The organism is Saccharothrix sp. DSM 118769 (assembly GCF_052936295.1).
In genome coordinates this window covers 261,772-284,727 of sequence record NZ_CP193627.1, presented here as the reverse complement: position 1 = coordinate 284,727, position 22,956 = coordinate 261,772, and the positions used below count along the sequence as shown (strand labels likewise).

Here is a 22,956-nt window from a genome sequence, read left to right as displayed (position 1 = left end):
CCCGTGCGGCTGCCACCGGACCCGTCGACCGCCCGGGTGCCCGGCCCGTGGGCGCACCGCGACGTGTCCGCGAACGGCATCCGGCTGCACGTGGTCGAGTTCGGCGACGGGCCGCTCGTGCTGCTGCTGCACGGCTTCCCCGAGTTCTGGTGGACGTGGCGGCACCAGCTGGTCGCGCTGGCCGAGGCGGGGTACCGCGCGGTCGCGGTGGACCTGCGCGGCTACGGCGACTCGGACAAGCCGCCGCGCGGCTACGACGGCTTCACGCTCGCCGGTGACGTCGCGGGCCTGGTGAAGGCGCTGGGCGAGAGCCGCGCGCACCTCGTCGGCCACGCGTGGGGCGGCATGCTGGCGTGGACGGTCGGCGCCATGCACCCCCGCCTGGTCTCCTCGGTCACGGCCGTGGCCGCGCCGCACCCGCTGGCCCTGCGCCGCGCCATCCGCCGCCACCCGCGCGGTCAGGGGCGCGCGGCGGCGCACATCTTCCGCTTCCAGCTGCCGGTGCGGCCCGAGCGCGCGCTGACCCGTGACCGGGGCGCCGCCGTGGCCGACCTGCTGCGCTCCTGGTCCGGTCCGAAGTGGACGGTGGCACCGGAGTTCGACGAGGTGCTCCGCCGCAACCGCGAGGCCGTCCTCATCCCCGGCGTGGCGCACAGCGCCATGGAGTACCACCGCTGGGCCGTCCGCTCCCAGCTGCGCAGCGACGGCCGCCGCTTCGCCGAGGTCCTCGACCGCCGCCTGGAGGTCCCCGTCCTCCAGGTCCACGGCGCGCGCGACCCGGTGCTGCTGGAGTCCACCGCCTCCGACTCGACCGCCTGGGCGGGCCCCCGCTCGTCGTACCGGGTGCTGCCCGAGGTGGGCCACTTCCCGCACCAGGAGTCGCCGCACACCACGAGCCGCCTGGTCACCGAGTTCCTGGCGAAGGTCCAGGCCCGGGGCTAGGACGCGCAGGTCTGCGTCGACGCCCGCCGCACCAGGGACGGCGCCTCCGCGACCTCGTCGGCGACCTCCTGGGCGGTCAGCACGAAACCGGTCTCCTGGTCGTCCACCGCCGCGCCGAACACCACGCCCATCACGCGGCCCTGCGGGTCGACCAGCGGACCGCCGGAGTTGCCGCTGCGGACCTTCGCGCGGACGGTGTAGACGTCCCGCGTCACGGTCTGCGCGTCGTAGATGTCCGGGCCGCGCAGCATCGGGATGCGCTCCCGCACGCGGGCCTCGGACGCCGTGTACGGGCCGTCCAGCGGGTAGCCGAGGACGATGCCGTCCTCGCCCTGCGCGATCTCGTCGGTGCGGAACTTCAGCGGTTCGGCCTTGAGGTCCGGCACGGCGAGGACGGCGACGTCGGTCTGCGCGTCGTAGTGCACGACGGTCGCGTCGAACTGGCCCCGGCCGACCTCGACCGCGACCTCGGTGGTGCCGGCGACGACGTGCGCGTTCGTCATCACGCGCTCCGGCGCGATCACGAACCCGGTGCCCTCCAGGGCGCGGGAGCACGACGGCGCCCGCCCGCGCACCTTGAGCACGCTGGCCCGCAGGTTCTGCACGATCGGGTCCTGGCTCAGCGCCGGGTCGGGCGGGCCGACCTCCTTGAGCGGCGTGCGGTTGAACGGGTCCATCGCGGCCGGGAAGCCGGACACGTCGAACAGGCTCTGGAGGTCGCCGGACAGGGTCCGCGCGGCCTGCGGCATGGTGCCGTCGACGGTCGACAGGATCACCGACTGGTTGAGCGCCTTGGCCAGCGACGGCAGCCCGGCGACCACGGTCAGCGGCAGCGCGATCATCCACGCCACGACGAACACCACCGCGCCCTGCACGATCGCGCCCAGCGCGTTGTCCGCGCCGCGCAGCGGGCTGGAGTTGATCCGCGGCTTGATCGTCCGCCCCACGTACACGCCGAGCGTCTCGCCGAGCGCCACGAGCAGCACCACGATGCCGACCGCGAAGACGACCTTGGTCACCACGTTCTCGAACTGGGCGACCACCAGCGGCGCGAGCTGCGTGCCGAGCACGAGGCCGATGAGCACGCCGACGAACGCGGGCAGCGCCACGACCATGCCCTGCCGCGCGCCGGACACCGCGGCGAAGGCGGCCAGCGCCAGGACGAGCAGGTCAACCCAGTTCACCGGCACCCCGATCCACGACCGCCCGCTCCGTCGCGCGCAGCGCGAGGTCCAGGTCCCGCACGTCCGAGGTGTCCCACGGCCGTTCCCACCCGCCGAGCGCCAGCAGGCCGTTGAGCAGCCCGGCGGTGAAGCCCCACACCAGCATGCCCGGCGCGGAGAACGCGGGGCCGGTGTAGCCCGAGGAGTGCGTCACCCGGAACCGGTTCGCCGGGTCGGCCAGGTGCGCGACCGGCACGCGGGCCACGGCGGCGGTCTCCGCCGGGTCGACGGGCGCGACCGGCGACGGCTCGCGCCAGTGCGCGAGCACCGGCGTGACGACGAACCCGGACACCGGCACGTGCAGCTCGGGCAGCAGCGCGACCGGGCGGACGCCCTCGCGCAGCACCCCGGTCTCCTCGAACGCCTCGCGCAGCGCCGTGTCCAGCGGGCCGTCGTCGGTCGGGTCGGCGGCGCCGCCCGGGAACGCGACCTGGCCGGGGTGCGAGCCGAGGGTGTCGGCGCGGCGCAGCAGCAGCACGTCCGGCCCGCGGGGGCCCTCGCCGAACAGCATGAGCACGGCCGCGGCGCGCCCGGTGCCCGGTGGCGGCGGCGAGAGGCGGGTGAAGGCGCGGGCGTCGATCTCGGCGGTGGCCTTGACGAGGCCGCTCATCCACTCCGGGACGTCGCCCGGGTCGACCAGCGCGGTCATCCCACCACCTCGCGCACCTGCTCGACCGTGGTCAGCACGAGCGGGTCGGGCACGAGGGCCAGCGCGCCGTCCGCGCCGACGACGTAGGTCACCGGCATGCGCGGCGGCGGGGCCACGGCCTTGCGCAGCAGGTCCGCGGGGTCGTGCACGGACGGCAGGTGAACACCGAGTTTGGCCAGCAACTCCAGCCCGTCCCCCTCCTTGCTGTCGACCAGGACCGTCAGCACCGGCACCGCGCCGGGCTCCCGGGCGTAGGCGTCGAGCACCCTGAGCTCCTCTTGACAGGGAACGCACCAGGTCGCCCAGAAGTTCACCACGGCCCGACCGGGCAGGGCGGACGCCACGTCGAGGCGGGTGCCGTCGCCGAGGCAGGTGACCTCCAGGCCGCGCAGCGCGGCCGGTCCGGGTGCCGCGCCGTCCTGCGAGCGCGGGGGCGGCGCGCACGGCTGGAGCGCGGCGTCCCGCCGGGCGAGGCCGAGGTCCGGCGCGGGCCGCGCGCTCACCGCCGGGCCGGGGTCGACGGGGTCGGACGAGCGCGGCCACAGCGCGACGACGCCCGCCACCGCCAGCACCAGGGCGACGGCCGTCCACCGGGCTCGGGTGCTCACGCCAACTTCTCCCCCGCACGCACGCGCTCGGCGAGCTCGATCAGGTGCGGCGCCTCCTCGCCCTTGACGAGCTTCTGCGCCTTGACCGGGTCGACCTGGCCGATGCCGTAGGACGGGCACAGCGGCGCGAGCAGGCACGCGCCGCAGGCGGGCGTGCGGGCGTGGCAGACGCGGCGGCCGTGGAAGATCGTGCGGTGCGAGACGATCGTCCAGTCCTTGCGCTCGACGAGCGGGCCGACGGCGTGCTCGACCTTGACCGGGTCCTCCTCCCGGGTCCAGCCCCAGCGGCGGACGAGCCGGCCGAAGTGGGTGTCCACGGTGATCCCCGGCACGCCGAACGCGTCGCCCAGCACCACGTTCGCGGTCTTGCGGCCGACGCCGGGCAGCGTGACCAGGTCCTCCAGCCTGCCCGGCACGACGCCGTCGAACCGCTCCACCAGGGCGGCGCCGAGCCCCAGCAGGGACGTCGCCTTGTTCCGGTAGAAGCCGGTCGGCCTGATCAGCTCCTCCAGCTCGGCCCGGTCCGCCGAGGCGTAGTCGCGCGCCGTGCGGTAGCGCCGGAACAGGGCGGGCGTGACCTGGTTCACCCGGACGTCGGTGGTCTGGGCGGACAGGACGACGGCGACGAGCAGTTCCAGCGGGTCGCGGAAGTCCAGCTCGCAGTGCGCGTCGGGGTAGCCCTGCCCCAGCACCCGCACCACCCGGCGCGCCCGGCGGACCAGCCCCAGCCTCGTCTCCGGCTGCTTCACCGCGCTCTTGGCCATGTCGGAACACTACTGCTCCCGCCCGGTGGGCGACGCGGCCGTGGGCGGTGCCGGCGCCCGGCGCGGGTGGGTGCGGGAACCGGTGCGCGGGCGGGTGCGGGGGTCGACGAGGGGGTCGGCGCGCGGGCCGGCGTTTCGGGGTGCGCGGCCCCGGGGAACAACTCGTCGGCGAGCACCGAGCAACCACCGCCCCGCCGTGCACGTCCCACTTACGAGCGCACGACGACACACGCAAGAGTGACCCCCCTCTAGTGCGCGCCGAAACGGATGCGCAAGGATCGGAGCCATCATGACTGCCTGGTTCGTCATCGCCGTTCCGATCGTGATCATGTTCTTCGCGCTCTTCATGGAGCGCGTGGAAGCTCGTCTGCGCCACGTCGCCGTGCAGGAGGACGAGGTCGAGGAGTTCCTGGAGTCGGCCCGGCCCGACGAGGTCAGGGCCCTCTACGGGCACGGCATCGGCCGCGCGCTGGAGCTGTTCCGGCTGCGCAGGCTGGGTGGTCGTGCGAGGAACCTGCGTCAGCGGCGCACCCGCCGCTGACCGGGGCGAGGACCGGCGAGGCCCGAGGGGGCGCATCCCCCGGCGGGCCTCATCGGGCTGTCCGCCCCGAGTCGCGGGGCACGTGCGGCGGCGCGCCGGAAGGCGATCTCCCGCACAGCCCTTAGACTGCACCCAGTGATCGGCGGCAAGGCGCTGATCCGCCAGAAGGCGGAACGCGCTCGACCATGCCGCCGCGTCTCGACAGGAGGGACGAGGTGGACGAGACCCTGGCCCGCGCGGGCATCTTCCAGGGGGTTGAACCGGCGGCAGCGGAGGCACTGGCGCAGACGCTGGAGTCCGTTGAATTCCCGCGTGGCCACGTGATCTTCGCGGAGGGCGAGCCGGGCGACCGGCTCTACATCATCCAGTCCGGGAAGGTGAAGATCGGCCGCAAGTCGCCGGACGGTCGGGAGAACCTGTTGGGGATCTTCGGCCCGTCCGACATGTTCGGCGAGCTGTCGATCTTCGATCCGGGCCCCCGCACGTCCACCGCCACCACGGTGACCGAGGTGCGCGCGGTGAGCATGGACCGCCCCGCCCTGCGGCAGTGGATCACCAACCGGCCGGAGATCGCCGAGCAGCTGCTGCGCGCCCTGGCGCGCAGGCTGCGCCGGACGAACTCCATGCTGGCCGACCTGATCTTCACCGACGTGCCCGGCCGCGTGGCGAAGGCGCTGTTGCAGCTCGCGCAGCGCTTCGGCAGCCAGGAGGCCGGTCTGCTGAGGGTCACCCACGACCTGACGCAGGAGGAGATCGCCCAGTTCGTGGGCGCGTCGCGCGAGACGGTGAACAAGGCCCTGGCCGACTTCGCCCACCGCGGGTGGCTGCGGTTGGAGGGCAAGAGCGTGCTGATCCTGGACCCGGAGCGCCTGGCGCGCCGCGCTCGCTGAGCAGGTCCCGGCAGCCGCCGGACGCAGCAACAGAGCCGGGCGCCGCCCCCGACGCGGCGCACCGGCCCTGTTGTTCGCGCGACCCATCCCCCGACAGATCACGCGTTCCACACCTCCGGTGCCCGCAGGCCCCGACCCTTCGGCACCGGAAGGAGGTTTGACTACCCGTAGCGACGAAGGTCGAAACGGGTACGCGGGTCGTGCTGTCCACGATCGCACGCCCCCTGGGCCGCAACTCAAGGCCGTTCACCCTCAAGGACCCCTTGTGCAGGCATTTTTCCGAGGGGTTTCACCCGGTCATCCCATTGTTGTTACCGGATCGCAATAACGCTCCCGAGAAGTGGACGATCCCCACCGGGTGACCGATCGCACCGCCCGATGACTGGTACGCGCGTACCAGTGCGGGCATACTGGTACGCATGTCCCACTCTGCCCGCCTCTCCGACTACCGCACCGCCCTGACCGCACCGGGGATGCGCGGCCCCGTCGTCGCGTCCCTGCTCGCCCGCCTCCCGATCGCGATGATCGGCCTCTCGCTGCTGCTGTTCGTGCAGCGCGAGACCGGCTCGTTCGCCGCCGCGGGCCTGGTGTCGGCGGCGTCCCTGGTCGGCGTCGCGGTCGGGTCGATCGTGCAGGGCAGGCTGATGGACCGGCACGGGCCGACCCGCCCGCTGCTCGTCGCCGTGTCGCTGTTCGCCGTGTTCGTGGCGCTCGCCGTCACCGCCGTCGAGGCGGGCGTGGCGCTGCCCCTCCTCGTGCCGCTCGCGTTCGCCGTCGGGTTGACCGAGCCCATGGTCGGCTCGGCGTCCCGCGCCCTGTGGGCCCGCGCCCTGCCGCCCGGGTCCGCTCGGCTCGCCGGGTACGCCTACGAGGCGATCAGCATGGAGGTCTTCTTCATCCTCGGCCCCGGCCTCGCGGGCCTGCTGGTCACGGTGCCGTGGGCGGGCACCGGCGTGGTGGTCGGCGCGGCGTCCATGGTGGTCGGCGCGGTGTGGTTCGCGCTGAACCCGACCGTCCGCGCCGTGCGGCCGGAACCGGCGCGGCGCGACCTGCTCGGCGCGCTCGCCTCGCCCGGCATGCGCACCGTGGCGCTCGCGGCCCTCGGCTTCGGCGTCACGATCGGGTTCATCGAGGTCGCCGTGCCCGCCGCCGCCGCGAACGCCGGCCACGTGGGCCTCGGCGGGCTGCTGCTGAGCCTGTGGTCGGTCAGCTCCGTCGTGTTCGGCGTGCTGTACGCGATGAAGCCGTTCCCGCGCGCCATGCACCTGCGGCTGCCCGTGCTGCTCGGCGGGTTCGCGCTGCTGTCGCTGCTGCTCGCGCTGCCCACCAGCCTGTTCTGGCTGGCCGGCGCGCTGCTCGTGGTCGGCACCCTGATCACCCCGCAGTCCACCACGCACTCCACCGCGATCGAGCACGTCGCCCCGGCGGGCACGGCGACCGAGGCGTTCGGCTGGGTGGTCACCGCCGTCACCGTCGGCCTGGCCATCGGGCAGTCCGCCAGCGGCCAGCTCGTCGAGTCGCACGGCACGAGCACCGCGTTCGCGGTGGCGGCGGTGTCCGGCCTGGTGATCGCCGCCCTGGTGTGGGTCTTCCGCGGCACGGTGGCGGCCGGCGTGCCGCTGCCCCAGCAGGAGGACATGGACCTCGCGGCCCGCTGACGTGCGGCTTTCCACGTCGGTGGGCGAGAATGTCGGTGGTCGGGTCTAGCGTTCGCCGCATGCACCCGATCACCGGCGCGCGGGTGCGCGGGTGCGTCCTCGCGCTCAGCCCCGGACCGTTCACCTCCGGGACCAAGCGGGACGGATCGTTACCGAACGGCGCTCACTTCGCTACCGTGTGTACCGGCGGGTGCACTTGACGACCTCGCGCCGGCACGGCGCCGCCGGCAACCCCGTTCCCCGCACGACTCGGACAAGGAAGCTGCTGGAGGCGGTCATCGACAGCACGGTGTTGGTGGAGGCGGACGCGCTGGCCGGCGCCGTGCGCCGCGCGGTTCCCCACCCCGGGCCGCACGGTTCGGTCACGCTCCAGGTCGACGACGGCGAGCTGCGCGTGCGCGGCGGCGACCCGCGGTCAGGTGGTCCGGAGGGGCCGGGGTCGAGGTCGGAGTCGGTCAAGGCGACGATCGACGGCAGCCGGATCACGAAGACCTTCCAGGCCAGGTACCTGGCGGACGCGCTGACGGCGTTCAGCGGGCGGCGCGTGGAGCTGCGCATCCAGGACGGGCTGCGGTCCACCGTGCTCACGTCGCAGGCGGGTGAGGACGGGATGGAGCTGACCTACCTGGTCGTCCCGATCCGGACAACGGTCTGACCAGTGGTCATCGGTCGCCCGTACACACGATCAGGTGATCGATGTACGTAACCGCCGTCTCGGCCATCGGTTGAAGACGAAGCGGAACCCCGAGACCACCACCCCTGCCGACCAGCCGGCCGCCGACACACCCCGGAGGACGAACAGCCCACCCCCACCACCGACCCCGCCGGCCCACCACCGACCGCCACCACCGGCCCGCCCCAGGCACCCGCGCGTCAGGCACCCGCGCGTCAGGCACCCGCGCGTCAGGTGCCCGCGAGGTAGTCGAGCTGGGCCCGCACCGACCACTCGGCCGCGGGCCAGAGGGAGCGGTCCACGTCGGCGTAGACGAGCTCGACGACCTGGCGCGCGGTGGGCGCGCCGCCCAGCCGCTCGACCGCCGCGCGGACCTGGGCCAGGCGCTCCTCGCGGTGGGCCAGGTAGGCGCGGGCGACGGCGACGACGTCCGGCAGCTCGGGCCCGTGGCCGGGCAGCACCGCGGTGCCCCCCGGCAGGTCGGCGAGGGTCCTGAGGGACGCGAGGTAGTCGGCGAGCCTGCCGTCGAGCACCGTCGTGCCGCGGCCCAGGATGGTGTCGCCCGTGAGCACCGCGTCGCCGACCAGGAACGAGAACGAGTCGTCGGTGTGGCCCGGCGTGGCCAGGGCGGTGATCTCCAGGCCGCCGCCGGTGACGACCTCGCCGCCGGCCAGCGGCGCGGTGGCGAACCTCGGGTCCGCGGCGTGCACGGGGGCGCCCACGAGCCGCGCGAAGGCGCTCACCCCTTCCGAGTGGTCCGGGTGGCCGTGGGTGAGGAGGACGGCGTCGACCGGGCCGTGCGCGGCCACGCGGTTCAGGTGGCCTTCGTCCAGGGGGCCCGGGTCGACCACGACGCACGACTCGGCGCCCGGCGCGCGCAGGACCCACGTGTTCGTGCCCTCCAGGGTCATCATCCCCGGGTTCTCCGCGAGGACGACCGACGCGAACGGCGTGACCCGGCGCAGCACCCCGTACTCGGCGCTCACGGCAGGACCACCCGGAGGACGTCGCCGTCGCGGACGATCTTGGGGATGATCTTCTCGACCTCGCGCGGCTCGGCCAGGACGGCCGCTACGGAGCCGAGGTCGTTCACCTCGGAGAGGGTCACCCAGGTGGGTGGCATGAGGGCTCGGCGGCCCGCCTCCCAGTCGGCCAGCGCGTCGGCCGGCCGCTGCCACACCGCGTCCGACGCCTCGGTGGTCGCGCCGTCCGCCCTCTGCCCCTCGGGCAGCACGGCGACGAAGAACCGGGTGTCGTAGCGGCGCGGTTCCTCGGGCGGGGTCACCCAGTTGGCCCACGGTCGCAGCAGGTCGGCGCGCAGCACGAGCCCCTCGTCCGCCAGGAACCGCGCGAACGACAGCTCCCGCGCCACCAGCGCGGCCCGCGCCGCCGCGTACGGGCCGGTGTCGGCGACGACCGTGGTGGCCGACGGCCCGGCCAGCAGCACGCCGGACTCCTCGAACGTCTCCCGCACCGCGGCGCACACGAGCGCGGTGGCGAGTTCGGGCGAACAGGCGAACTTCGAGGCCCACCACCCGGGTGGGGGGCCGCTCCACGCGACCGAGGCGTCGGCGTCGCGCGGGTCGACCCCGCCGCCGGGGAACACGGTCATCCCGCCCGCGAACGCCATGGCGGCGACGCGGCGCAGCAGGAACGCCTCGACCCCCCGGTCGCCGTCGCGGACGAGCACGACGGTCGCCGCGTCGCGGGGCTCGGCCGGCGGGCCGGTGAAGGTGGACGGGGCCATCTCGGCCGGCAGCACCAGTTCGTCGGGTAGTTCGCGCACGGACCGAGCCTACGACGAGGATCACCCGCTGTGGACACCGCGAAAAAGGGCTGCCTGGTCAACGTCCTGCTGTTCGGGTCGGGCGGGGTGATCGGCACCGGTCTGACGGCCGTCGCGGCCGTGGTCCTGTTCCTGCCGACCAGCGAGACGATCCACACGTACGAGGGAACTCCGAACGTGTACGTGAAGGAGGAGTCGCGGCTGCTGGGCGGCACGGACCACGAGGTGTGGCTCGGGCGGGCGGAGGACCACGGGTTCGTGGTGGCGGTCCCGGGCGGGTGGGGGACCGAGCCGGAGGTGGTGCGGCAGGAGGGCGGTGTGGAGCTGCGCTTCGGCACCGGGAGGCGGATCTTCGTGCCCGAGGAGGACTACCTCGGTGGCCGGTGACGACCGAGCCCGGGGCCCGGTGAAGGCCGGGCGGTGACGGCCGAGCCCGGGTCGGGTGACGGCCTGGGTGGTGATCACCGGCCGGGGGCGGGGGCGGGTGGGAGTTAGGGTGGCCGGCGTGGACGAACAGCTGCGCGTGGGACTGATCGGCGCGGGTCCGTGGGCGGAGCGGGTGCACGCGCCGGGCATCGCCGACCACCCCGGGACGCGCCTGGCGGCGGTGTGGGCCCGGCGCGGGGAGGCGGCGGCCGCGCTGGCCGGCACCTACGGCGCGGGCACGGCGGCGACGCCGGAGGAGCTGCTGGAGCAGGTGGACGCGGTCGCGTTCGCCGTGCCGCCGGAGGTGCAGGCGCCGATCGCGACGCGCGCCGCCGAGCTGGGCAAGCACCTGGTCCTGGAGAAGCCGATCGCCGCGACGCTGGAGGACGCCGAGCGGCTCGCGGACGCGGTGGAGCGGCACGGGGTGGCCTCGCTGGTCGTGCTGACCCGTCGGTACGCGCCGGAGACCCGGGAGCAGCTGGAGCAGTTGGCGCGGGTGGGCGGCTGGGTGGGCGGCAGCGCCCGCTGGTTGTCGGGCGCGCTGCTGGACGGCCCGTTCTCGCACTCGCCGTGGCGGCACGAGCGGGGCCCGCTGGACGACGTCGGGCCGCACGCGTTCGACCTGCTGGACGCGGCGCTGGGGACGATCACGGACGTGGTGGCGGCGGACCGGTCGGAGCACGGCGTGTGGCAGGTGGTCTTCCGGCACGAGGGCGGCGCGACGAGTTCGGCCGCGTTGAGCATGACGCTGCCGCTGACGCCGGGCGTCTCGGAGGTGGCGGTGTACGGCGAGCACGGTCACCGCGTGCTGGCCGACCGGGGCACGAGCGCGGTGCAGTGCTTCACGAACCTGCTGGACGACTTCGTGGCGATGGTGGACAGCGGCACGGCGCGGCACCCGTTGGACGTCCGCCGGGGCCTGCACCTCCAGCGGGTCATCGACCTGGCGCGGCGGAGGGCCGGGGGCGACGCCGGAACGGCGTGAGGGGCCGCGGGACGGCGTGGGCGGCGGCCCGGCCCTCCCGGCCGCTGGGCGCGGACGTCGGGGCCGGGCTGCCGCGCGGGCGCGCTAGCCGGGGTACTTGCCGTTGTTCGGCTTGGGCACGCCGTTGACGAACTCCGGTCCGCCGGGCCAGGACTGCTGCTCGCGCTGCGCCAGCTCCTCGTGGAGCTGCTGGAGCAGGGCGCGTTCGCGGTCGCTGAGCTTGGCGTCGACGGTCGGCGGCAGCTGCACGGACGCCGGCGCCTGCCCCTCGGCCAGGGCGGCCTGGAGCGCGGCGAGGTCGTCCGGGTTCAGCTCGGTGGTGACCTCGGACCGCGACAGCGGGTGGTCGTCGGGCAGGGACAGCGGCAGCGGCGTCACCGGGGGCGTGAGGCCCCGCGGTTCCTCCACGACCGGTTCGGGCGCGGGCTCGGGCGGCGCGGCGTCGGTGACGCGCACCTCCTCGCCCCGCCCACCGTCGCCCAGCAGGTCGTCGACCCGCGAGTCGGTCCGCGGGTCGGTCCGCGGGTCGGTCCGCGGGTCGGTCCGCGAGTCGACCCGGGAGTCGGCACGCGGCTCGGCCGGCGAGTCGGGTCGCGGCTCGGCACGCGAGTCGGACCGCGACTCCACGCGCGAGTCGGACCGGGACTCGGCGCGCGACTCCGCCCGCGAGTCGGCACGCGGCTCGACCCGGTGGTCGCCCTGCGGCTCGTCGGTGGGTTCGCGCACCGGCAGCCGCTTGACCGGCTTGGGCGGGAACGGTTGCGCCCCCTCGTACGAGTCGACGCGCGCACGACGGGACTTGGAGCCGTTCTCGGGTTCGACAGGCACCGGTTCCGGCTCGACCACCGGTGCCTGGCCCGACATGTCACCGTCGAACCACGTGCCGGGATCGGGCGGTGGTCCCGGTGTCGTGGAGCCGGACGCGAAGAACACCTCGCGGGCGGTGGTGACCGCGGCCGCGTGGTACTCGCCCAGCGGCGTGCCCACGGTCAGCACCTCGACCACGGCCCGGATGCCGGCCTTCCGCAGCACGGTGTCGACCCGGTACGCGGTGGCGGGGGCGAACCCGGCGGGGCCGATGTCGACCAGGACGACCCGCTGCGGCAGCGGGCCGGGTGTCGCGCCGGCCGGGGTGGACCGCCACGTGGCGCGCACGCCGCGCACGTCCGGCAGCGCCGACACGGTCCTGCCGAGCACGTCGCCCAGGCCGTCGGCCGGGTCGGACTCGGCGCTGAACCGGTGCCGGGGCACGGGCACCTGCTCGACCGCGAACAGCCGGTCGGCGAGGGCGCGGTCCGAGCGGACCTCGCCCAGCAGCCAGCCGAGCTCGCGACGCTCCTCCGTGGACACCGGGATGCGACCGGCCAGCAGGCAGCCGACGAGCAGCTCCACGGCCCGGTCCAGCTCGGCGACCGCGAGCAGCTCACGGGCCTGCGTCAACGCGTCGTCGTCGACCCGTCCGGCCAACGACAACAGGAGGTCGTGTAAACGGACGGGGAGTCCCACTCCGTCGTTCGTCACGCCTGTTCTCCTTCCGGCCCGCGCGGGAGCGACGAGCTCTATACGGGCACCAGGTGCCCGTCGGCCTCGGCGCCGGTGCACACCAGTTCCGAGGCCGCCAACGCCGCCCGGTGGTAGGGCGGCAGGTCAAGTCCGACGGGCAGGACCTCCACGAGGGGGTCGTGCTCGCCGAGCGCCCGCAGCACGCGCTGGAGTTCGCCGGCCAGCCGGGCGCACCCGGTCGTGGCGGCGACCAGGACGAGCTTCCTGGTCCCGTCCCCGCCCAGCCGCCACGTGGACCGGACCTCGCCGACCCCGGGGCGACCGCGCAGGGTCGCCCCGAGCACCACGGTCGCGGAATCACCCATCAGCACCCGATCGGGTGATTCCGGGGTGAAGGTGTAGCCGGGATCGGGCAGTTCGTCCAGTCCCCTGATGGAACTGATGGTGGCCCGGTCGGCGCCGTGCGGCACGAGGGCGTCGGCGAGCAGGGCCTGCTCGCGGTCGGTCAGGCCGATCCGGTCGTGCAGCAACGTGCGTGGCAGGGCGCGTGCGAGGACCAGGACGGCGTCCGTCGCGGCCCAGTCGCGGAACCGCCACAGGACGTCGTCGGGGAGCCTCCCGGCCAGGCGCAGCAGCAGCTCGTGGCACGTGTCGGACATCTCACTCCCCGATCTCGACGATCAGCTCCACCTCGACGGGCGCGCCCAGCGGCAGCTCGGCCACGCCGACGGCCGACCGCGCGTGCCGCCCGGCGTCGCCGAACACCTCGCCGATCAGCTCGGACGCGCCGTTCACGACGGCCGGCTGGCCGGTGAAGCCCTCGGCGGAGGCGACGAACCCGACGAGCTTGACGACGCGGACCACGGAGTCCAGGCCGACGAGCGCGTCCACGGCGGCCAGCGCGTTGAGCGCGCAGGTGCGGGCGTGCGCCTTGGCCTCCTCGGGGCTGACGTCGCCGCCGACCTTGCCGGTGGCGGCGAGCGCGCCGTCGACGAACGGGAGCTGGCCCGAGGTGAACACGTGCCGGCCGCTGCGGACGGCGGGCACGTACGCGGCGACGGGCGCCGCGACCGGGGGCAGCGCCACGCCGAGCTCGGCCAGGCGGGCCGTCCAGCTCATGCCTTCGGCCGCTTCAGGTAGGCGACGTGCTGCTCACCGCTGGGGTTGGGCAGGACAGTTACGAGCTCCCAGCCGTCCTGGCCCCACTGGTCCAGGATCGCCTTGGTGGCGTGGATCAACAGCGGGACGGTCGCGTACTCCCACGTCTGCATGGCGGGCAGCCTAGCCGGACACCCGGAGTACTCGCCCGCGCCCGCTCGCAGGTCGCGCGAGCTGGAATTTTCCCGTCGGGTTCACGCACTTCTGCGGTTTCCGCAGGTGACGGCCCCGTCACCAAGCGCTAACTTGCTCGTGTGGAGACGTGGCGGATCGTGGCGACCGGTTCGTTCCTGCTGGGCGGGCTGGTGATGGTCCTGGTGGCCATGGCGCTGACGCGGGACCGGAAGGGCGCGGTGCGGTCGCAGGTGTGGCGCGCGGCGGGCATCGGGGCGGTCGCGGTGGCCGTGGTGGCGGTGCTGATCGCCTACGTGCTGCCCTCGGTGGTGGCATGGGGCGTGGTCGCGGCGACCGCCATCGCAGTGGTGTTCGTCACCATGTGGGATTGACGCGGCGGCCTCCCTCGCCCAGCGGCCCGCGGTGGTCCGCGCCTAGGCTGACCTGGTGAACGGCTGGACCGACGAACTGACCCGCGCGCGGCTGCACGTCGTCACGGGCAAGGGCGGGACCGGCAAGACGACGGTCGCCGCGGCGCTGGCGCTGGCCCTGGCCACCGGCGGTCGCCGGGTGCTGCTGGTGGAGGTCGAGAACCGGCAGGGCGTCGCGCGGCTGTTCGACCGGCCGCCGCTGCCCTACTCCGAGGAGCGCATCGCGTCCGCGCCCGGCGGCGGGGAGGTCCGGGCGCTGGCCGTGGACCCCGAGGCGGCGCTGCTGGAGTACCTCGACATGTTCTACAACCTGGGCTTCGCGGGCCGGACGCTGAAGAAGATGGGCGCGATCGAGTTCGCCACGACCCTCGCGCCGGGCCTGCGGGACGTGCTGCTCACCGGCAAGGTCAAGGAGTGCGTGCGCCGGGTCGGCAGGAACGGCAGGCACGAGTACGACGCGGTCGTGCTGGACGCGCCGCCGACCGGCCGCGTGGTGCGGTTCCTCGACGTCACGCGGGCCATGGCCGACCTGGCGAAGGTCGGGCCGATCAAGGGGCAGAGCGACGGCGTGGTGAACCTGCTGCACTCGGGCGACACGGCGGTGCACCTGGTGGCGCTGCTGGAGGAGATGCCGGTGCGCGAGACGCTGGAGGCGGTCGCCGAGCTGGACGCCGCCGACCTGCGGCCCGGCGCGGTGTTCGTGAACCGGGTGCGGCCGCCGAGGCTGCCCGCGCGGTCCGTGGCCGCCGCCGCGGCGGGCCGGGTGGACGCGGACCGGGTGCGCGACGGGCTGGCCGCCGCCGGGCTGGACGTGGACGCCGACGTGCTGGAGGGCCTGGTCGAGCAGGCCGTCGAGCACGCCGCCGGGGTGCTCGCGGAGCAGCGGGCCAAGGAGCAGCTGGCCGAGTCGGACCTGCCGTCGGTGGAGCTGCCCGAGCTGACCGACGGGGTGGACGTGGCCGCGCTGTACGAGCTGGCGGAACTGCTGGTCGGGCGGGGTGTGCGGTGAACCGGCTGGACGTGGACGCGCTGCTGGACAACCCGGGCACGCGGGTGCTGGTGTGCTGCGGCTCGGGCGGGGTGGGCAAGACGACGACGGCCGCGGCGCTGGCCCTGCGGGCGGCGGCGCGCGGCCGGCGGGCGGTGGTGCTGACGATCGACCCGGCGCGGCGGCTCGCCCAGTCGCTGGGCCTGCGGGAGCTGGACAACAACCCGCGGCGCGTCGAGGGCGACTTCGACGGCGAGCTGCACGCGATGATGCTGGACATGCGCCGCACGTTCGACGACATGGTGTGGCAGCACGCGGGCCGGGAGCGGGCCGAGCAGATCCTCGCCAACCCCTTCTACCAGACGATCTCCACGTCGTTCTCCGGCACGCAGGAGTACATGGCGATGGAGAAGCTGGGGCAGCTCGTCGCGCAGGACGACTGGGACCTGGTGGTCGTGGACACGCCGCCGAGCCGCTCGGCGCTGGACTTCCTGGACGCGCCGCAGCGGCTGTCGACGGTGCTCGACGGGAAGCTCATCAAGATGCTGTCGGCGCCCGCCCGGGCGGGCGGGCGCGGCATCCGCAAGATCGTCGGCGCCGGGTTCGGCCTGTTCACCAAGGCCGTGTCGACGATCGTGGGCGGCCAGCTCCTGAACGACGCGTCGACGTTCGTGCAGGCGTTCGACAGCATGTTCGGCGGCTTCCGGCAGCGCGCCCAGGCCACCTACGACCTGCTGCGCTCACCCGGCACGGGCTTCCTGGTGATCGCGGCGGCCGAACCGGACGCGCTGCGCGAGGCCAGCTACTTCGTCGAGCGGTTGAGCGCGGAGCGGATGCCGCTGACCGGCCTGGTGGCGAACCGGACGCACCCGGTGCTGGCCCCCTTGCCCGCACCGGGCGCGCTGGCGGCGGCGGACCGGCTGGAGCGCGCCGGGGACGCGCCGCTGGCCGCCGCGGTGCTGCGGGTGCACGCGGACCGCGTGGCCGTCGCCGATCGGGAGAAGCGACTGCTCGCGCGGTTCACCCGGGCGCACCCCGGCGTTCCGCTGGTCGGTGTGCCCGCGCTGCCGACCGACGTGCACGACCTGGACGGCCTGCACGAGATCGGCCGGCGGCTCGCGGGCGAGTAGGAACCGCCCCTACCCGACCTTGGACTCCTCGTGGTGCTCCTGGCGTGCCGTGTCCAGGAGCTCGTGCCAGGAGGTGACGTCGGGTCGCCGCCGCAGCAGCGCCCGCCTCTCACGCTCCGTCATTCCACCCCACACACCGAATTCGATCCGGTTGTCCAGGGCTTCCGCGAGGCACTCGGTGCGCACCGGGCAACCCAGGCACACCACCTTGGCCTTGCGCTGCTCCGCACCCCTGACGAAGAGCTGGTCCGGCTCCTCGTCGCGGCACGAAGCCTTGATACGCCAATCCCCCTGCTGCATAGCCCCCACCTCAGTTCCCCTGTGCCCAGACTTCCTAAATCCGCCACACCCCTGCCGCGGATGCCGTAGGCTCACCACCAACGAGTGGCTGCGCCGTCGGCTGCTGTCGTGGACAGTGACGGACTGTAGAGCCTTCTGGTTCCACCTCCAACCCTGGGTTGCCCACCTGTTACCTGTCTTGAGTACGAGTACTCATCCTGTGTAATCAACTGTGCGCGATCTCGATCACCTCTTTGGGTGCCGCGTACGCTCACCGGCATGCGAGCCAGGAACGGCGTGCTGAAACTGCTTGGCCTGTGCCTGCTGGCCGGAGTGCTGCTGGCAGGTCTGTTGTTCCCCGTCGTGGGCTCGCTCGGGATGGTGTCGAACAGAGCCAGCGACACGGTGGACAGCATCTCCGCGGACCTGGTCACGACCGACCCGCCGCTGGTCTCCACGATCACGGACAAGGACGGCGCGCCCATCGCCTACCTGTACGACCAGTACCGGGTGCTCGTTCCGCCCGAGAAGATCTCGCCCACCATGAAAGCCGCGCTGGTCTCCGTCGAGGACCGGCGGTTCTACGAGCACCAGGGCGTGGACTGGAAGGGCACGATCCGCGCCGGGTTGACCAACCAGTTCAGCGGTGCCGTGACGCAGGGTGCCTCCACGCTCACCCAGCAATACGTGAAGAACTACCTCGTGCACGTGGTGGCGCGGAACAACCAGGTCGAACAGCAAAAGGCGCAAGAGCAGACGATTGCGCGAAAAGCCCGTGAAGCGCGCATCTCCTTGCAGCTCGAACGCAAACTCGGCAAGGAGGAAATCCTCGCCCGCTACCTGAACGTGGTGCCGTTCGGCTCCACGATCTACGGCATCGCGGCGGCGGCCCAGGCGTACTTCGCCACCACGCCCGACAAGCTGACCGTCGCGCAGTCGGCGATGCTCGCCGGGATGGTGAACAGCCCGTCCGCGCTCAACCCGGAGGTGTTCCCGGAGAAGGCGCTGGTGCGGCGCAACCAGGTCATCGACAAGATGGTCGAGAACGACAAGCTGTCGCGGGACGCGGCGGAGACGGCGAAGGCCGAACCGCTCGGGATCGCCAGCCCGGTCCGGACACCGCCCAACGGGTGCGTCGGCGCGGGACCCGAGAACGGGTTCTTCTGCTCGTACGTCGTGAACTACCTGGAGCGCAACGGGTTCAGCCTGGAGCAGCTCAAGACCGGCGGCTACACCGTGCGGACCACGTTGGACCGCACCATCACGTCCCACGCCAAGCAGGCCGCCGAGGCGCAGGTGGCGAAGTCGACCGGCGGGATCGCCAACGCGATGGCGGTCGTGCGGCCAGGACGCGAACGGCACGAGGTGGTCGCACTGGTCGCGAACCGCGACTACGGGCTCAAGGCCGACCAGTTCCAGACCCAGTTCGACCTGCCGTCCGGGGTGGAGAACAAGTTCGGCGCCGGGTCGATCTACAAGGTGTTCACCGCCGCGGCGGCGCTGGAGAAGGGCATGGGCATCGAGAACACGATCGCCACGCCCAACTCGTACGTGTCGCGCGTGTTCAAGGGCGGCGGCGACAAGTGCCCGCCGACCGGCGAGCCGAACACCCGCTGGTACTGCCTGGGCAACGCGTCGTCCACGTACCCGCCGCAGATGTCGTTGCAGACCGCGTTGCAGACCTCGCCGAACACCGGGTTCGTGATCCTGGAGGAGCAGCTCGGCATGGACCCGGTCGTGGACATGGCGTCGCGGCTGGGGATGCGCGAGACGATGGCCACCAACATCGGCGGCGTGCGACCGGACCCCAAGGCGCGCGACCGGCAGCTGCGGATCTCGCAGACCGAGTTCTACAAGTCCAACGGCGGCAACGCGTCGTTCACGCTGTCGCCCGCGCCGGTGTCCACGCTGGAGCTGGCGAACGTGGCGGCGACGATCATGAGCGGCGGCGTGTGGTGCCCGCCGTCACCGGTCGGCCAGGTGCTGGACCGCAACGGGCAGCCGGTGCCGGTGAACGAGGCGCCGTGCGAGCAGGTCGTGGCCGAGCCGCTGGCGAACGGCCTGGCCGCGGGCATGTCGAAGGACGACCAGGGCGCCGGCACGGCGTCCGCCGCGGCCCGGCAGTTCAAGTGGGGGCGGCCGATGCTCGGCAAGACCGGGACGACGGAGGAGTACAAGTCGGCGGCGTTCATCGGGGCGACGCCGGACTTCGCGGGCGCGGTCCAGACGTTCAACGACGGGACGAACCCCCGCGGCATCTGCGTCAACGCCGGACCGCCGAGGCTGTGCGGCAGCGGCGACATCTACGGCGGCACGGTGCCCGCGCGCACCTGGTTCGACACGATGACGAAGGTCCACGAAGGACTGCCGGTGAAGCCGCTGCCGCCGGTCGAGGAGCGCTACCTCAAGGGCGGCAGCGAGATCCGCGTGCCGGACGTGGTGGGGCGCAACGTCAACGACGCCACCCGGACCCTGGAGCAGGCGGGGTACAAGGTGTCGGTGCAGAACCGCAACTCCGAGCAGTCGAAGGGCCAGGTCGTCGGCCAGACCCCGCGGGGCAGTGCGCTGCGCGGCACCGTGGTGACCCTCCTGGTCTCGACGGGCTACGTCCCCCCGCCGCAGCCGGTCGAGCCGACCACCGGGCAACCGGCACCCGGCCAGCCCGCGCCAGGCCAGCCGAACCCGGGCCAACCCGGCGAACCACCGGGCCGCCCGGGCGAGCCGCCGCAGATCACCATCCCGATCGAGCCCCCCGGCCGCTGATCTCCCGCGTGCGCGGGTGCCCCAGCCGGTCACCCGCGCACGCACGCATGCCCCGCCCACGCCGCTCAGCCCGCGCCACGCCCCGCTGCTCCGCGCCACGCCCCGCTGCTCCGCGCCGCTCAGCGCACGCCCCACCCGCACCGCGCTGCTCACGGCGCTCAGCCCGCGCCGTCTCGCCCGCGGCGCGCTGCCCGCGCCCGCTCAGCCCGCCTCGCCCGGGGTGCGCTGCTCGTGGCGCACCCGTCCCGGGTCGCGTTCCACTCCCCTCGCCGCGCCGGGCTCGCCCGCACCCGTCCCGTCCCGCCTCGACCGGCGGCGCGCTCGCGCCACACCCGCTCCGGCTGCCGCGGCCTCGCCACACCCGGCTCTGCCCGCACTCCGCCCCGCACCCCGGCCGCACCCGTGCCCTGGGCGTGCCTGTGGGCTTCCTGGGGCTCTCCGGGCTCGGCGGGTGTCCTCTGGTGTGGGTCGGCCTGGTGCGGGTCGTCCTCCGGGTGTGTCGGCGGCCAGTTGGTCGGCAGGGGTGGTGGTCTCGGGGTTCCGCTTCGTCTTCAACCGATGGCCGAGATCGCGGTTACGTACATCGATCACCCGATCGTGTGTACGGGTGCGATCCAGGCCCGGTCTCAGGCGAGCTTGGCGCGCACCGCGCCGGCGACCCGGCCGCCTTCCGCGCGGCCCGCCACCTGGGCGTTCACGATCTTCATGACCTGCCCCATCTGGCGCTGGCCCGGCTGCTCGCCGATCTGCTCGGTCACCTGCGCCACGGCCGCGTCGACCAGGGCCACCAGCTCGTCGTCCGACAGCTGCGCGGGCAGGTACGCCTCCAGCACGGCGCTCTCCTGCCGCTCCAGCTCCGCCTGCTCGACCCGCCCCGCCCCGCCGAACGCCTCGGCGGCCTCCTTGCGCTTCTTCACCTCGCGAGTGATGACCTTGAGCACCTCGTCGTCGGACAGCGCGCGCGCCGCCTTGCCGGAGACCTCTTCGGTGGTCACGGCGGCCAGCGTCATCCGCAGCGCGCCCGCCCGAACCGTCTCCCGGTTCTTGATCGACGCCGTGAGGTCCGCCTGCAACCGTGCCTTCAGCTCCGCCATGAGGCCGAACGGTACCGAAAGGCCCCCGTCGGCCCGAATCGGTTAACCCCCTACCCTCGACCTCGTGAACACGCTCGGCCGATCACTGCTCGCCACGACCGCCCTGGGCGCCACCGCGCTCGCCTACGCGGCGGGGGTCGAGCGGCGGCACTGGACGTTGCGCGAGGCCACCGTGCCGGTGCTCGCGCCCGGTTCGTCGCCGCTGCGGGTGCTGCACCTCTCCGACCTGCACATGATGCCGGGGCAGGCGTCGAAGCAGCGCTGGGTGGCGGCGCTGGACGACCTGGAGCCCGACCTGGTGGTGAACACCGGGGACAACCTCGCGCACAAGCAGGCGGTGCCCGCGGTGCTGCGGGCGCTGGGTCCGCTGCTGAACCGGCCGGGTGTGTTCGTGTTCGGCAGCAACGACTACTACGCGCCGCGGCCGAAGAACCCGGCGCGCTACCTGCTGCCGTCGGCGAAGACGAAGCGCATCCACGGCATCCCGCTGCCGTGGCGGGACCTGCGCGCGGCGATGGTCGAGCGGGGCTGGCTGGACCTGACGCACACGCGCCACTCGTTCGTGGTGAACGGGGTGGAGGTGTTCGCGGCGGGCCTGGACGACCCGCACCTCAAGCGGGACCGGTTCGACGAGATCAGCGGGCCGCTGCCGGACGTGCCGCTGCGCCTGGGCGTGACGCACTCGCCGGAGCCGCGCGTGCTGGACCCGTTCGCCGCCGAGGGCTACGACCTGGTGCTGGCGGGTCACACGCACGGCGGGCAGCTGCGCATCCCGGGCTACGGCGCGCTGGTGACGAACTGCGACCTGGACCGGTCGCGGGCGCGGGGCGTGTCGCGCTGGGGCTCGCACACGTGGCTGAACGTGTCGGCGGGCTTGGGCACGTCGCCGTACGCGCCGGTGCGCTTCGCCTGCCCGCCGGAGGCGAGCCTGCTCACCCTGGTGCCGCGTCCGGTTGACGCAGGTCAGAGCGGGTCGGACGCGAAAAGGGATACCCGGTTCGGAGTGGGTGGGAACGTCAGGTAGAGTTCTCCTCGTTCGAGCGGGTGACCGGTCGGGCGAGCGGGACCGGGGTGTGGCGCAGTTTGGTAGCGCGCTTCGTTCGGGACGAAGAGGTCGCAGGTTCAAATCCTGTCACCCCGACCAGGTCAGGGCCGGTATGTCTTAAGACATACCGGCCCTGACCCGTATATGGGTGACTAACTGCGTGACTATGCTTTCGCAGCCGGGAAAATCCGATCCATCGCCGTCGCGCCGTCTTGGATCACTGGCCGGATCTGATGGCGGTACACCTCCTCCGTGACCGACGTGCTGCTGTGCCCCACGAGCTTCGATATCTGGTCCGAGGTCATGCCGCTGTCCGAGAGCAGCGAGACGAAGCTGTGCCGCAGCTCACGAGGCGTCCACTCCGCAGCGTTAAGCCCTGCCGCCTTGAGGACTCGCCGGAACATGCGGCGCACGTTGGCCGCGTCCAGCTCGGTCCCCACTTCCGACGCGAACACCAACCCGTGCTCTTGCCACTGGTCGCCAGCCCGCTTCCTGTGCACCTCCTGACGTGCCCGCTGAGCTTCCAGCGCCTTGATCGCCCGCTGCGACAACGCGAGCGTGCGCCGGGACTTCCGTGTCTTCGTGTCACCACCGGTCCGCACCGACCGCCACACGGCGATGTGCGGCGGTATCGGTGGACTGACGTGTGGATCCCCTTTCAGGTCGACATGCGACCACGTGAGAGGCCGTGCCTCCTCGGTGCGCGGGCCGCCCACCAGTGACACCACGATGTAGGCCCCGATCGTCGATTCATCAGCTTCCGCGCGGAGCAAGACAGCCTCGGCCTGCTCGAAGGTCAACGACTTCGACGGTCTACCGGCCTGCCCTTCCGGACACTCACAGAGAAGCACGACGTTGCGCTTGACCTTGTCGCGCGCCTGCGCACGGCTTACGGATCGACGGAGAACCGAGCGAATGTCTCGCAGCGTCCGCGTGCTGAGAGTCTTCGCTTTCGCCGCCAACCACTCGTCAACATCGTCCGCCGACAGCTCACGAAGCTTGCGCGCACCCAATGCAGGGATGACATGTGTTTCAGCGAGGATTCGACACGTTGTGACGGTCTGTTTGTCGCGGCCATTCAGACCGTACTGCAACCAGTTGGTCACAGCGTCGGCAACCGTGTAGTTGTGCGGTTCGATCGCTAGCCCGTCCTTGACGTCACGCTGGATGGCGTCAAGCTTGTTCTTCGCTTCGGTCTTCGTCCGGCCGCTGGCGCGTTTGGTGATCCGCTTCCCTCGTCCGTCGAAGCCTACGGTCACGGTCGCAATCCAGCGCTTACGCGCGTCATCCCAGTGCAGGCCGCCAT

Annotated in this window: 25 protein-coding genes and 1 tRNA gene; 13 read left to right on the top strand and 13 right to left on the bottom strand. The window is 73.1% G+C overall.

Annotation, left to right across the window (positions count from 1 at the left end):
* Positions 1–3 precede the first annotated feature (3 nt).
* Positions 4–942, top strand: a complete 939-nt coding sequence (locus ACRAKJ_RS01425; RefSeq protein ID WP_438921042.1) for an alpha/beta fold hydrolase — start codon at positions 4–6, stop codon at positions 940–942.
* Here the strand turns inward: ACRAKJ_RS01425 and ACRAKJ_RS01420 are convergent.
* Genes ACRAKJ_RS01420 through nth form a run of 4 tightly spaced genes read right to left on the bottom strand, consistent with a single transcriptional unit; the run spans position 939 to position 4,186 of the window.
* Positions 939–2,126 (bottom strand): MarP family serine protease, encoded by a 1,188-nt coding sequence (locus ACRAKJ_RS01420; RefSeq protein ID WP_438921041.1) that lies wholly within the window; start codon positions 2,124–2,126, stop codon positions 939–941. The genes ACRAKJ_RS01425 and ACRAKJ_RS01420 overlap by 4 nt on opposite strands.
* Positions 2,113–2,814 carry an NUDIX domain-containing protein gene (locus ACRAKJ_RS01415; RefSeq protein ID WP_438921040.1) on the bottom strand — a complete coding sequence of 234 codons (702 nt, stop codon included), beginning with the start codon at positions 2,812–2,814 and terminating at the stop codon, positions 2,113–2,115. The genes ACRAKJ_RS01420 and ACRAKJ_RS01415 overlap by 14 nt, the downstream gene beginning before the upstream one ends.
* Positions 2,811–3,422 (bottom strand): redoxin domain-containing protein, encoded by a 612-nt coding sequence (locus ACRAKJ_RS01410; RefSeq protein ID WP_438921039.1) that lies wholly within the window; start codon positions 3,420–3,422, stop codon positions 2,811–2,813. The genes ACRAKJ_RS01415 and ACRAKJ_RS01410 overlap by 4 nt, the downstream gene beginning before the upstream one ends.
* On the bottom strand, positions 3,419–4,186 hold the full coding sequence (nth, locus tag ACRAKJ_RS01405) for an endonuclease III (RefSeq protein WP_438921038.1): 768 nt from the start codon (positions 4,184–4,186) through the stop codon (positions 3,419–3,421). The genes ACRAKJ_RS01410 and nth overlap by 4 nt, the downstream gene beginning before the upstream one ends.
* A 289-nt stretch (positions 4,187–4,475) precedes the next feature.
* On the opposite strand from nth, the gene ACRAKJ_RS01400 reads away from it, so the two are divergent.
* The 4 genes from ACRAKJ_RS01400 to ACRAKJ_RS01385 all read left to right on the top strand — a co-directional run bounded on the left by ACRAKJ_RS01400 (position 4,476) and on the right by ACRAKJ_RS01385 (position 7,930).
* Positions 4,476–4,727 carry a hypothetical protein gene (locus ACRAKJ_RS01400; RefSeq protein WP_015097743.1) on the top strand — a complete coding sequence of 84 codons (252 nt, stop codon included), beginning with the start codon at positions 4,476–4,478 and terminating at the stop codon, positions 4,725–4,727.
* A gap of 215 nt (positions 4,728–4,942) precedes the next feature.
* Complete coding sequence (locus tag ACRAKJ_RS01395; protein WP_015097742.1) at positions 4,943–5,617, top strand: Crp/Fnr family transcriptional regulator; 675 nt, start codon at positions 4,943–4,945, stop codon at positions 5,615–5,617.
* Positions 5,618–6,036: 419 nt separating this feature from the next.
* Positions 6,037–7,275, top strand: coding sequence for an MFS transporter (locus tag ACRAKJ_RS01390; protein WP_438921037.1), 1,239 nt, complete (start codon positions 6,037–6,039; stop codon positions 7,273–7,275).
* A gap of 190 nt (positions 7,276–7,465) precedes the next feature.
* Positions 7,466–7,930, top strand: a complete 465-nt coding sequence (locus ACRAKJ_RS01385; RefSeq protein WP_438921036.1) for a hypothetical protein — start codon at positions 7,466–7,468, stop codon at positions 7,928–7,930.
* 248 nt (positions 7,931–8,178) lie between these two features.
* On the opposite strand, the gene ACRAKJ_RS01380 is transcribed toward ACRAKJ_RS01385, so the two are convergent.
* A complete protein-coding gene (locus ACRAKJ_RS01380) occupies positions 8,179–8,934 on the bottom strand; it encodes an MBL fold metallo-hydrolase (protein ID WP_438921035.1) in 756 nt (251 codons plus the stop codon).
* Positions 8,931–9,695, bottom strand: a complete 765-nt coding sequence (locus ACRAKJ_RS01375) for an NUDIX hydrolase (protein WP_438921068.1) — start codon at positions 9,693–9,695, stop codon at positions 8,931–8,933. Before ACRAKJ_RS01375 ends, ACRAKJ_RS01380 begins: the two co-directional genes overlap by 4 nt.
* Positions 9,696–9,764: 69 nt before the next feature.
* Here ACRAKJ_RS01375 and ACRAKJ_RS01370 point away from each other — a divergent pair, with 69 nt between their 5' ends.
* Together ACRAKJ_RS01370 and ACRAKJ_RS01365 are read left to right on the top strand one after the other, a co-directional pair.
* The gene (locus tag ACRAKJ_RS01370) at positions 9,765–10,121 is read left to right on the top strand and encodes a hypothetical protein (RefSeq protein WP_438921034.1); all 357 of its coding nucleotides are present in this window, start codon (positions 9,765–9,767) and stop codon (positions 10,119–10,121) included.
* Positions 10,122–10,239: 118 nt separating this feature from the next.
* Positions 10,240–11,145: a Gfo/Idh/MocA family oxidoreductase gene (locus ACRAKJ_RS01365; protein ID WP_438921033.1), complete on the top strand. Its 906-nt coding sequence runs from the start codon at positions 10,240–10,242 to the stop codon at positions 11,143–11,145.
* A gap of 84 nt (positions 11,146–11,229) precedes the next feature.
* Here the strand turns inward: ACRAKJ_RS01365 and ACRAKJ_RS01360 are convergent, their stop codons facing one another.
* Genes ACRAKJ_RS01360 through ACRAKJ_RS01345 form a run of 4 tightly spaced genes read right to left on the bottom strand, consistent with a single transcriptional unit; the run spans position 11,230 to position 13,919 of the window.
* Entirely contained in the window at positions 11,230–12,666 is a 1,437-nt protein-coding gene (locus tag ACRAKJ_RS01360; protein ID WP_438921032.1) for a hypothetical protein, read from the bottom strand.
* Between the two features lie 38 nt (positions 12,667–12,704).
* The gene (locus tag ACRAKJ_RS01355; protein WP_438921031.1) at positions 12,705–13,307 is read right to left on the bottom strand and encodes a hypothetical protein; all 603 of its coding nucleotides are present in this window, start codon (positions 13,305–13,307) and stop codon (positions 12,705–12,707) included.
* Between the two features lies 1 nt (position 13,308).
* A complete protein-coding gene (locus tag ACRAKJ_RS01350; protein ID WP_438921030.1) occupies positions 13,309–13,767 on the bottom strand; it encodes a RidA family protein in 459 nt (152 codons plus the stop codon).
* Positions 13,764–13,919: a hypothetical protein gene (locus tag ACRAKJ_RS01345; RefSeq protein WP_306744357.1), complete on the bottom strand. Its 156-nt coding sequence runs from the start codon at positions 13,917–13,919 to the stop codon at positions 13,764–13,766. The genes ACRAKJ_RS01350 and ACRAKJ_RS01345 overlap by 4 nt, the downstream gene beginning before the upstream one ends.
* A 141-nt stretch (positions 13,920–14,060) precedes the next feature.
* On the opposite strand from ACRAKJ_RS01345, the gene ACRAKJ_RS01340 reads away from it, so the two are divergent.
* Genes ACRAKJ_RS01340 through ACRAKJ_RS01330 form a run of 3 tightly spaced genes read left to right on the top strand, consistent with a single transcriptional unit; the run spans position 14,061 to position 16,469 of the window.
* On the top strand, positions 14,061–14,312 hold the full coding sequence (locus ACRAKJ_RS01340) for a hypothetical protein (RefSeq protein WP_438921029.1): 252 nt from the start codon (positions 14,061–14,063) through the stop codon (positions 14,310–14,312).
* 55 nt (positions 14,313–14,367) lie between these two features.
* Positions 14,368–15,360 carry an ArsA-related P-loop ATPase gene (locus tag ACRAKJ_RS01335; RefSeq protein ID WP_438921028.1) on the top strand — a complete coding sequence of 331 codons (993 nt, stop codon included), beginning with the start codon at positions 14,368–14,370 and terminating at the stop codon, positions 15,358–15,360.
* Entirely contained in the window at positions 15,357–16,469 is a 1,113-nt protein-coding gene (locus tag ACRAKJ_RS01330; RefSeq protein WP_438921027.1) for an ArsA-related P-loop ATPase, read from the top strand. Before ACRAKJ_RS01335 ends, ACRAKJ_RS01330 begins: the two co-directional genes overlap by 4 nt.
* A 9-nt stretch (positions 16,470–16,478) precedes the next feature.
* Here the strand turns inward: ACRAKJ_RS01330 and ACRAKJ_RS01325 are convergent, their stop codons facing one another.
* Positions 16,479–16,769: a WhiB family transcriptional regulator gene (locus ACRAKJ_RS01325; protein WP_106616446.1), complete on the bottom strand. Its 291-nt coding sequence runs from the start codon at positions 16,767–16,769 to the stop codon at positions 16,479–16,481.
* A 258-nt stretch (positions 16,770–17,027) separates the two neighbouring features.
* Between ACRAKJ_RS01325 and ACRAKJ_RS01320 the strand changes: the two genes are divergently transcribed.
* Positions 17,028–19,511 carry a transglycosylase domain-containing protein gene (locus ACRAKJ_RS01320; RefSeq protein WP_438921026.1) on the top strand — a complete coding sequence of 828 codons (2,484 nt, stop codon included), beginning with the start codon at positions 17,028–17,030 and terminating at the stop codon, positions 19,509–19,511.
* A gap of 626 nt (positions 19,512–20,137) precedes the next feature.
* Here the strand turns inward: ACRAKJ_RS01320 and ACRAKJ_RS01315 are convergent.
* On the bottom strand, positions 20,138–20,605 hold the full coding sequence (locus ACRAKJ_RS01315; protein ID WP_438921025.1) for a GatB/YqeY domain-containing protein: 468 nt from the start codon (positions 20,603–20,605) through the stop codon (positions 20,138–20,140).
* A 64-nt stretch (positions 20,606–20,669) separates the two neighbouring features.
* Between ACRAKJ_RS01315 and ACRAKJ_RS01310 the strand changes: the two genes are divergently transcribed.
* Positions 20,670–21,629, top strand: a complete 960-nt coding sequence (locus ACRAKJ_RS01310) for a metallophosphoesterase (RefSeq protein ID WP_438921024.1) — start codon at positions 20,670–20,672, stop codon at positions 21,627–21,629.
* Positions 21,630–21,672: 43 nt separating this feature from the next.
* Positions 21,673–21,749 (top strand) — tRNA-Pro (locus tag ACRAKJ_RS01305).
* Positions 21,750–21,814: 65 nt separating this feature from the next.
* Here the strand turns inward: ACRAKJ_RS01305 and ACRAKJ_RS01300 are convergent.
* Positions 21,815–22,909, bottom strand: a complete 1,095-nt coding sequence (locus ACRAKJ_RS01300; RefSeq protein WP_438921023.1) for a tyrosine-type recombinase/integrase — start codon at positions 22,907–22,909, stop codon at positions 21,815–21,817.
* Between the last annotated feature and the right edge of the window lie 47 nt (positions 22,910–22,956).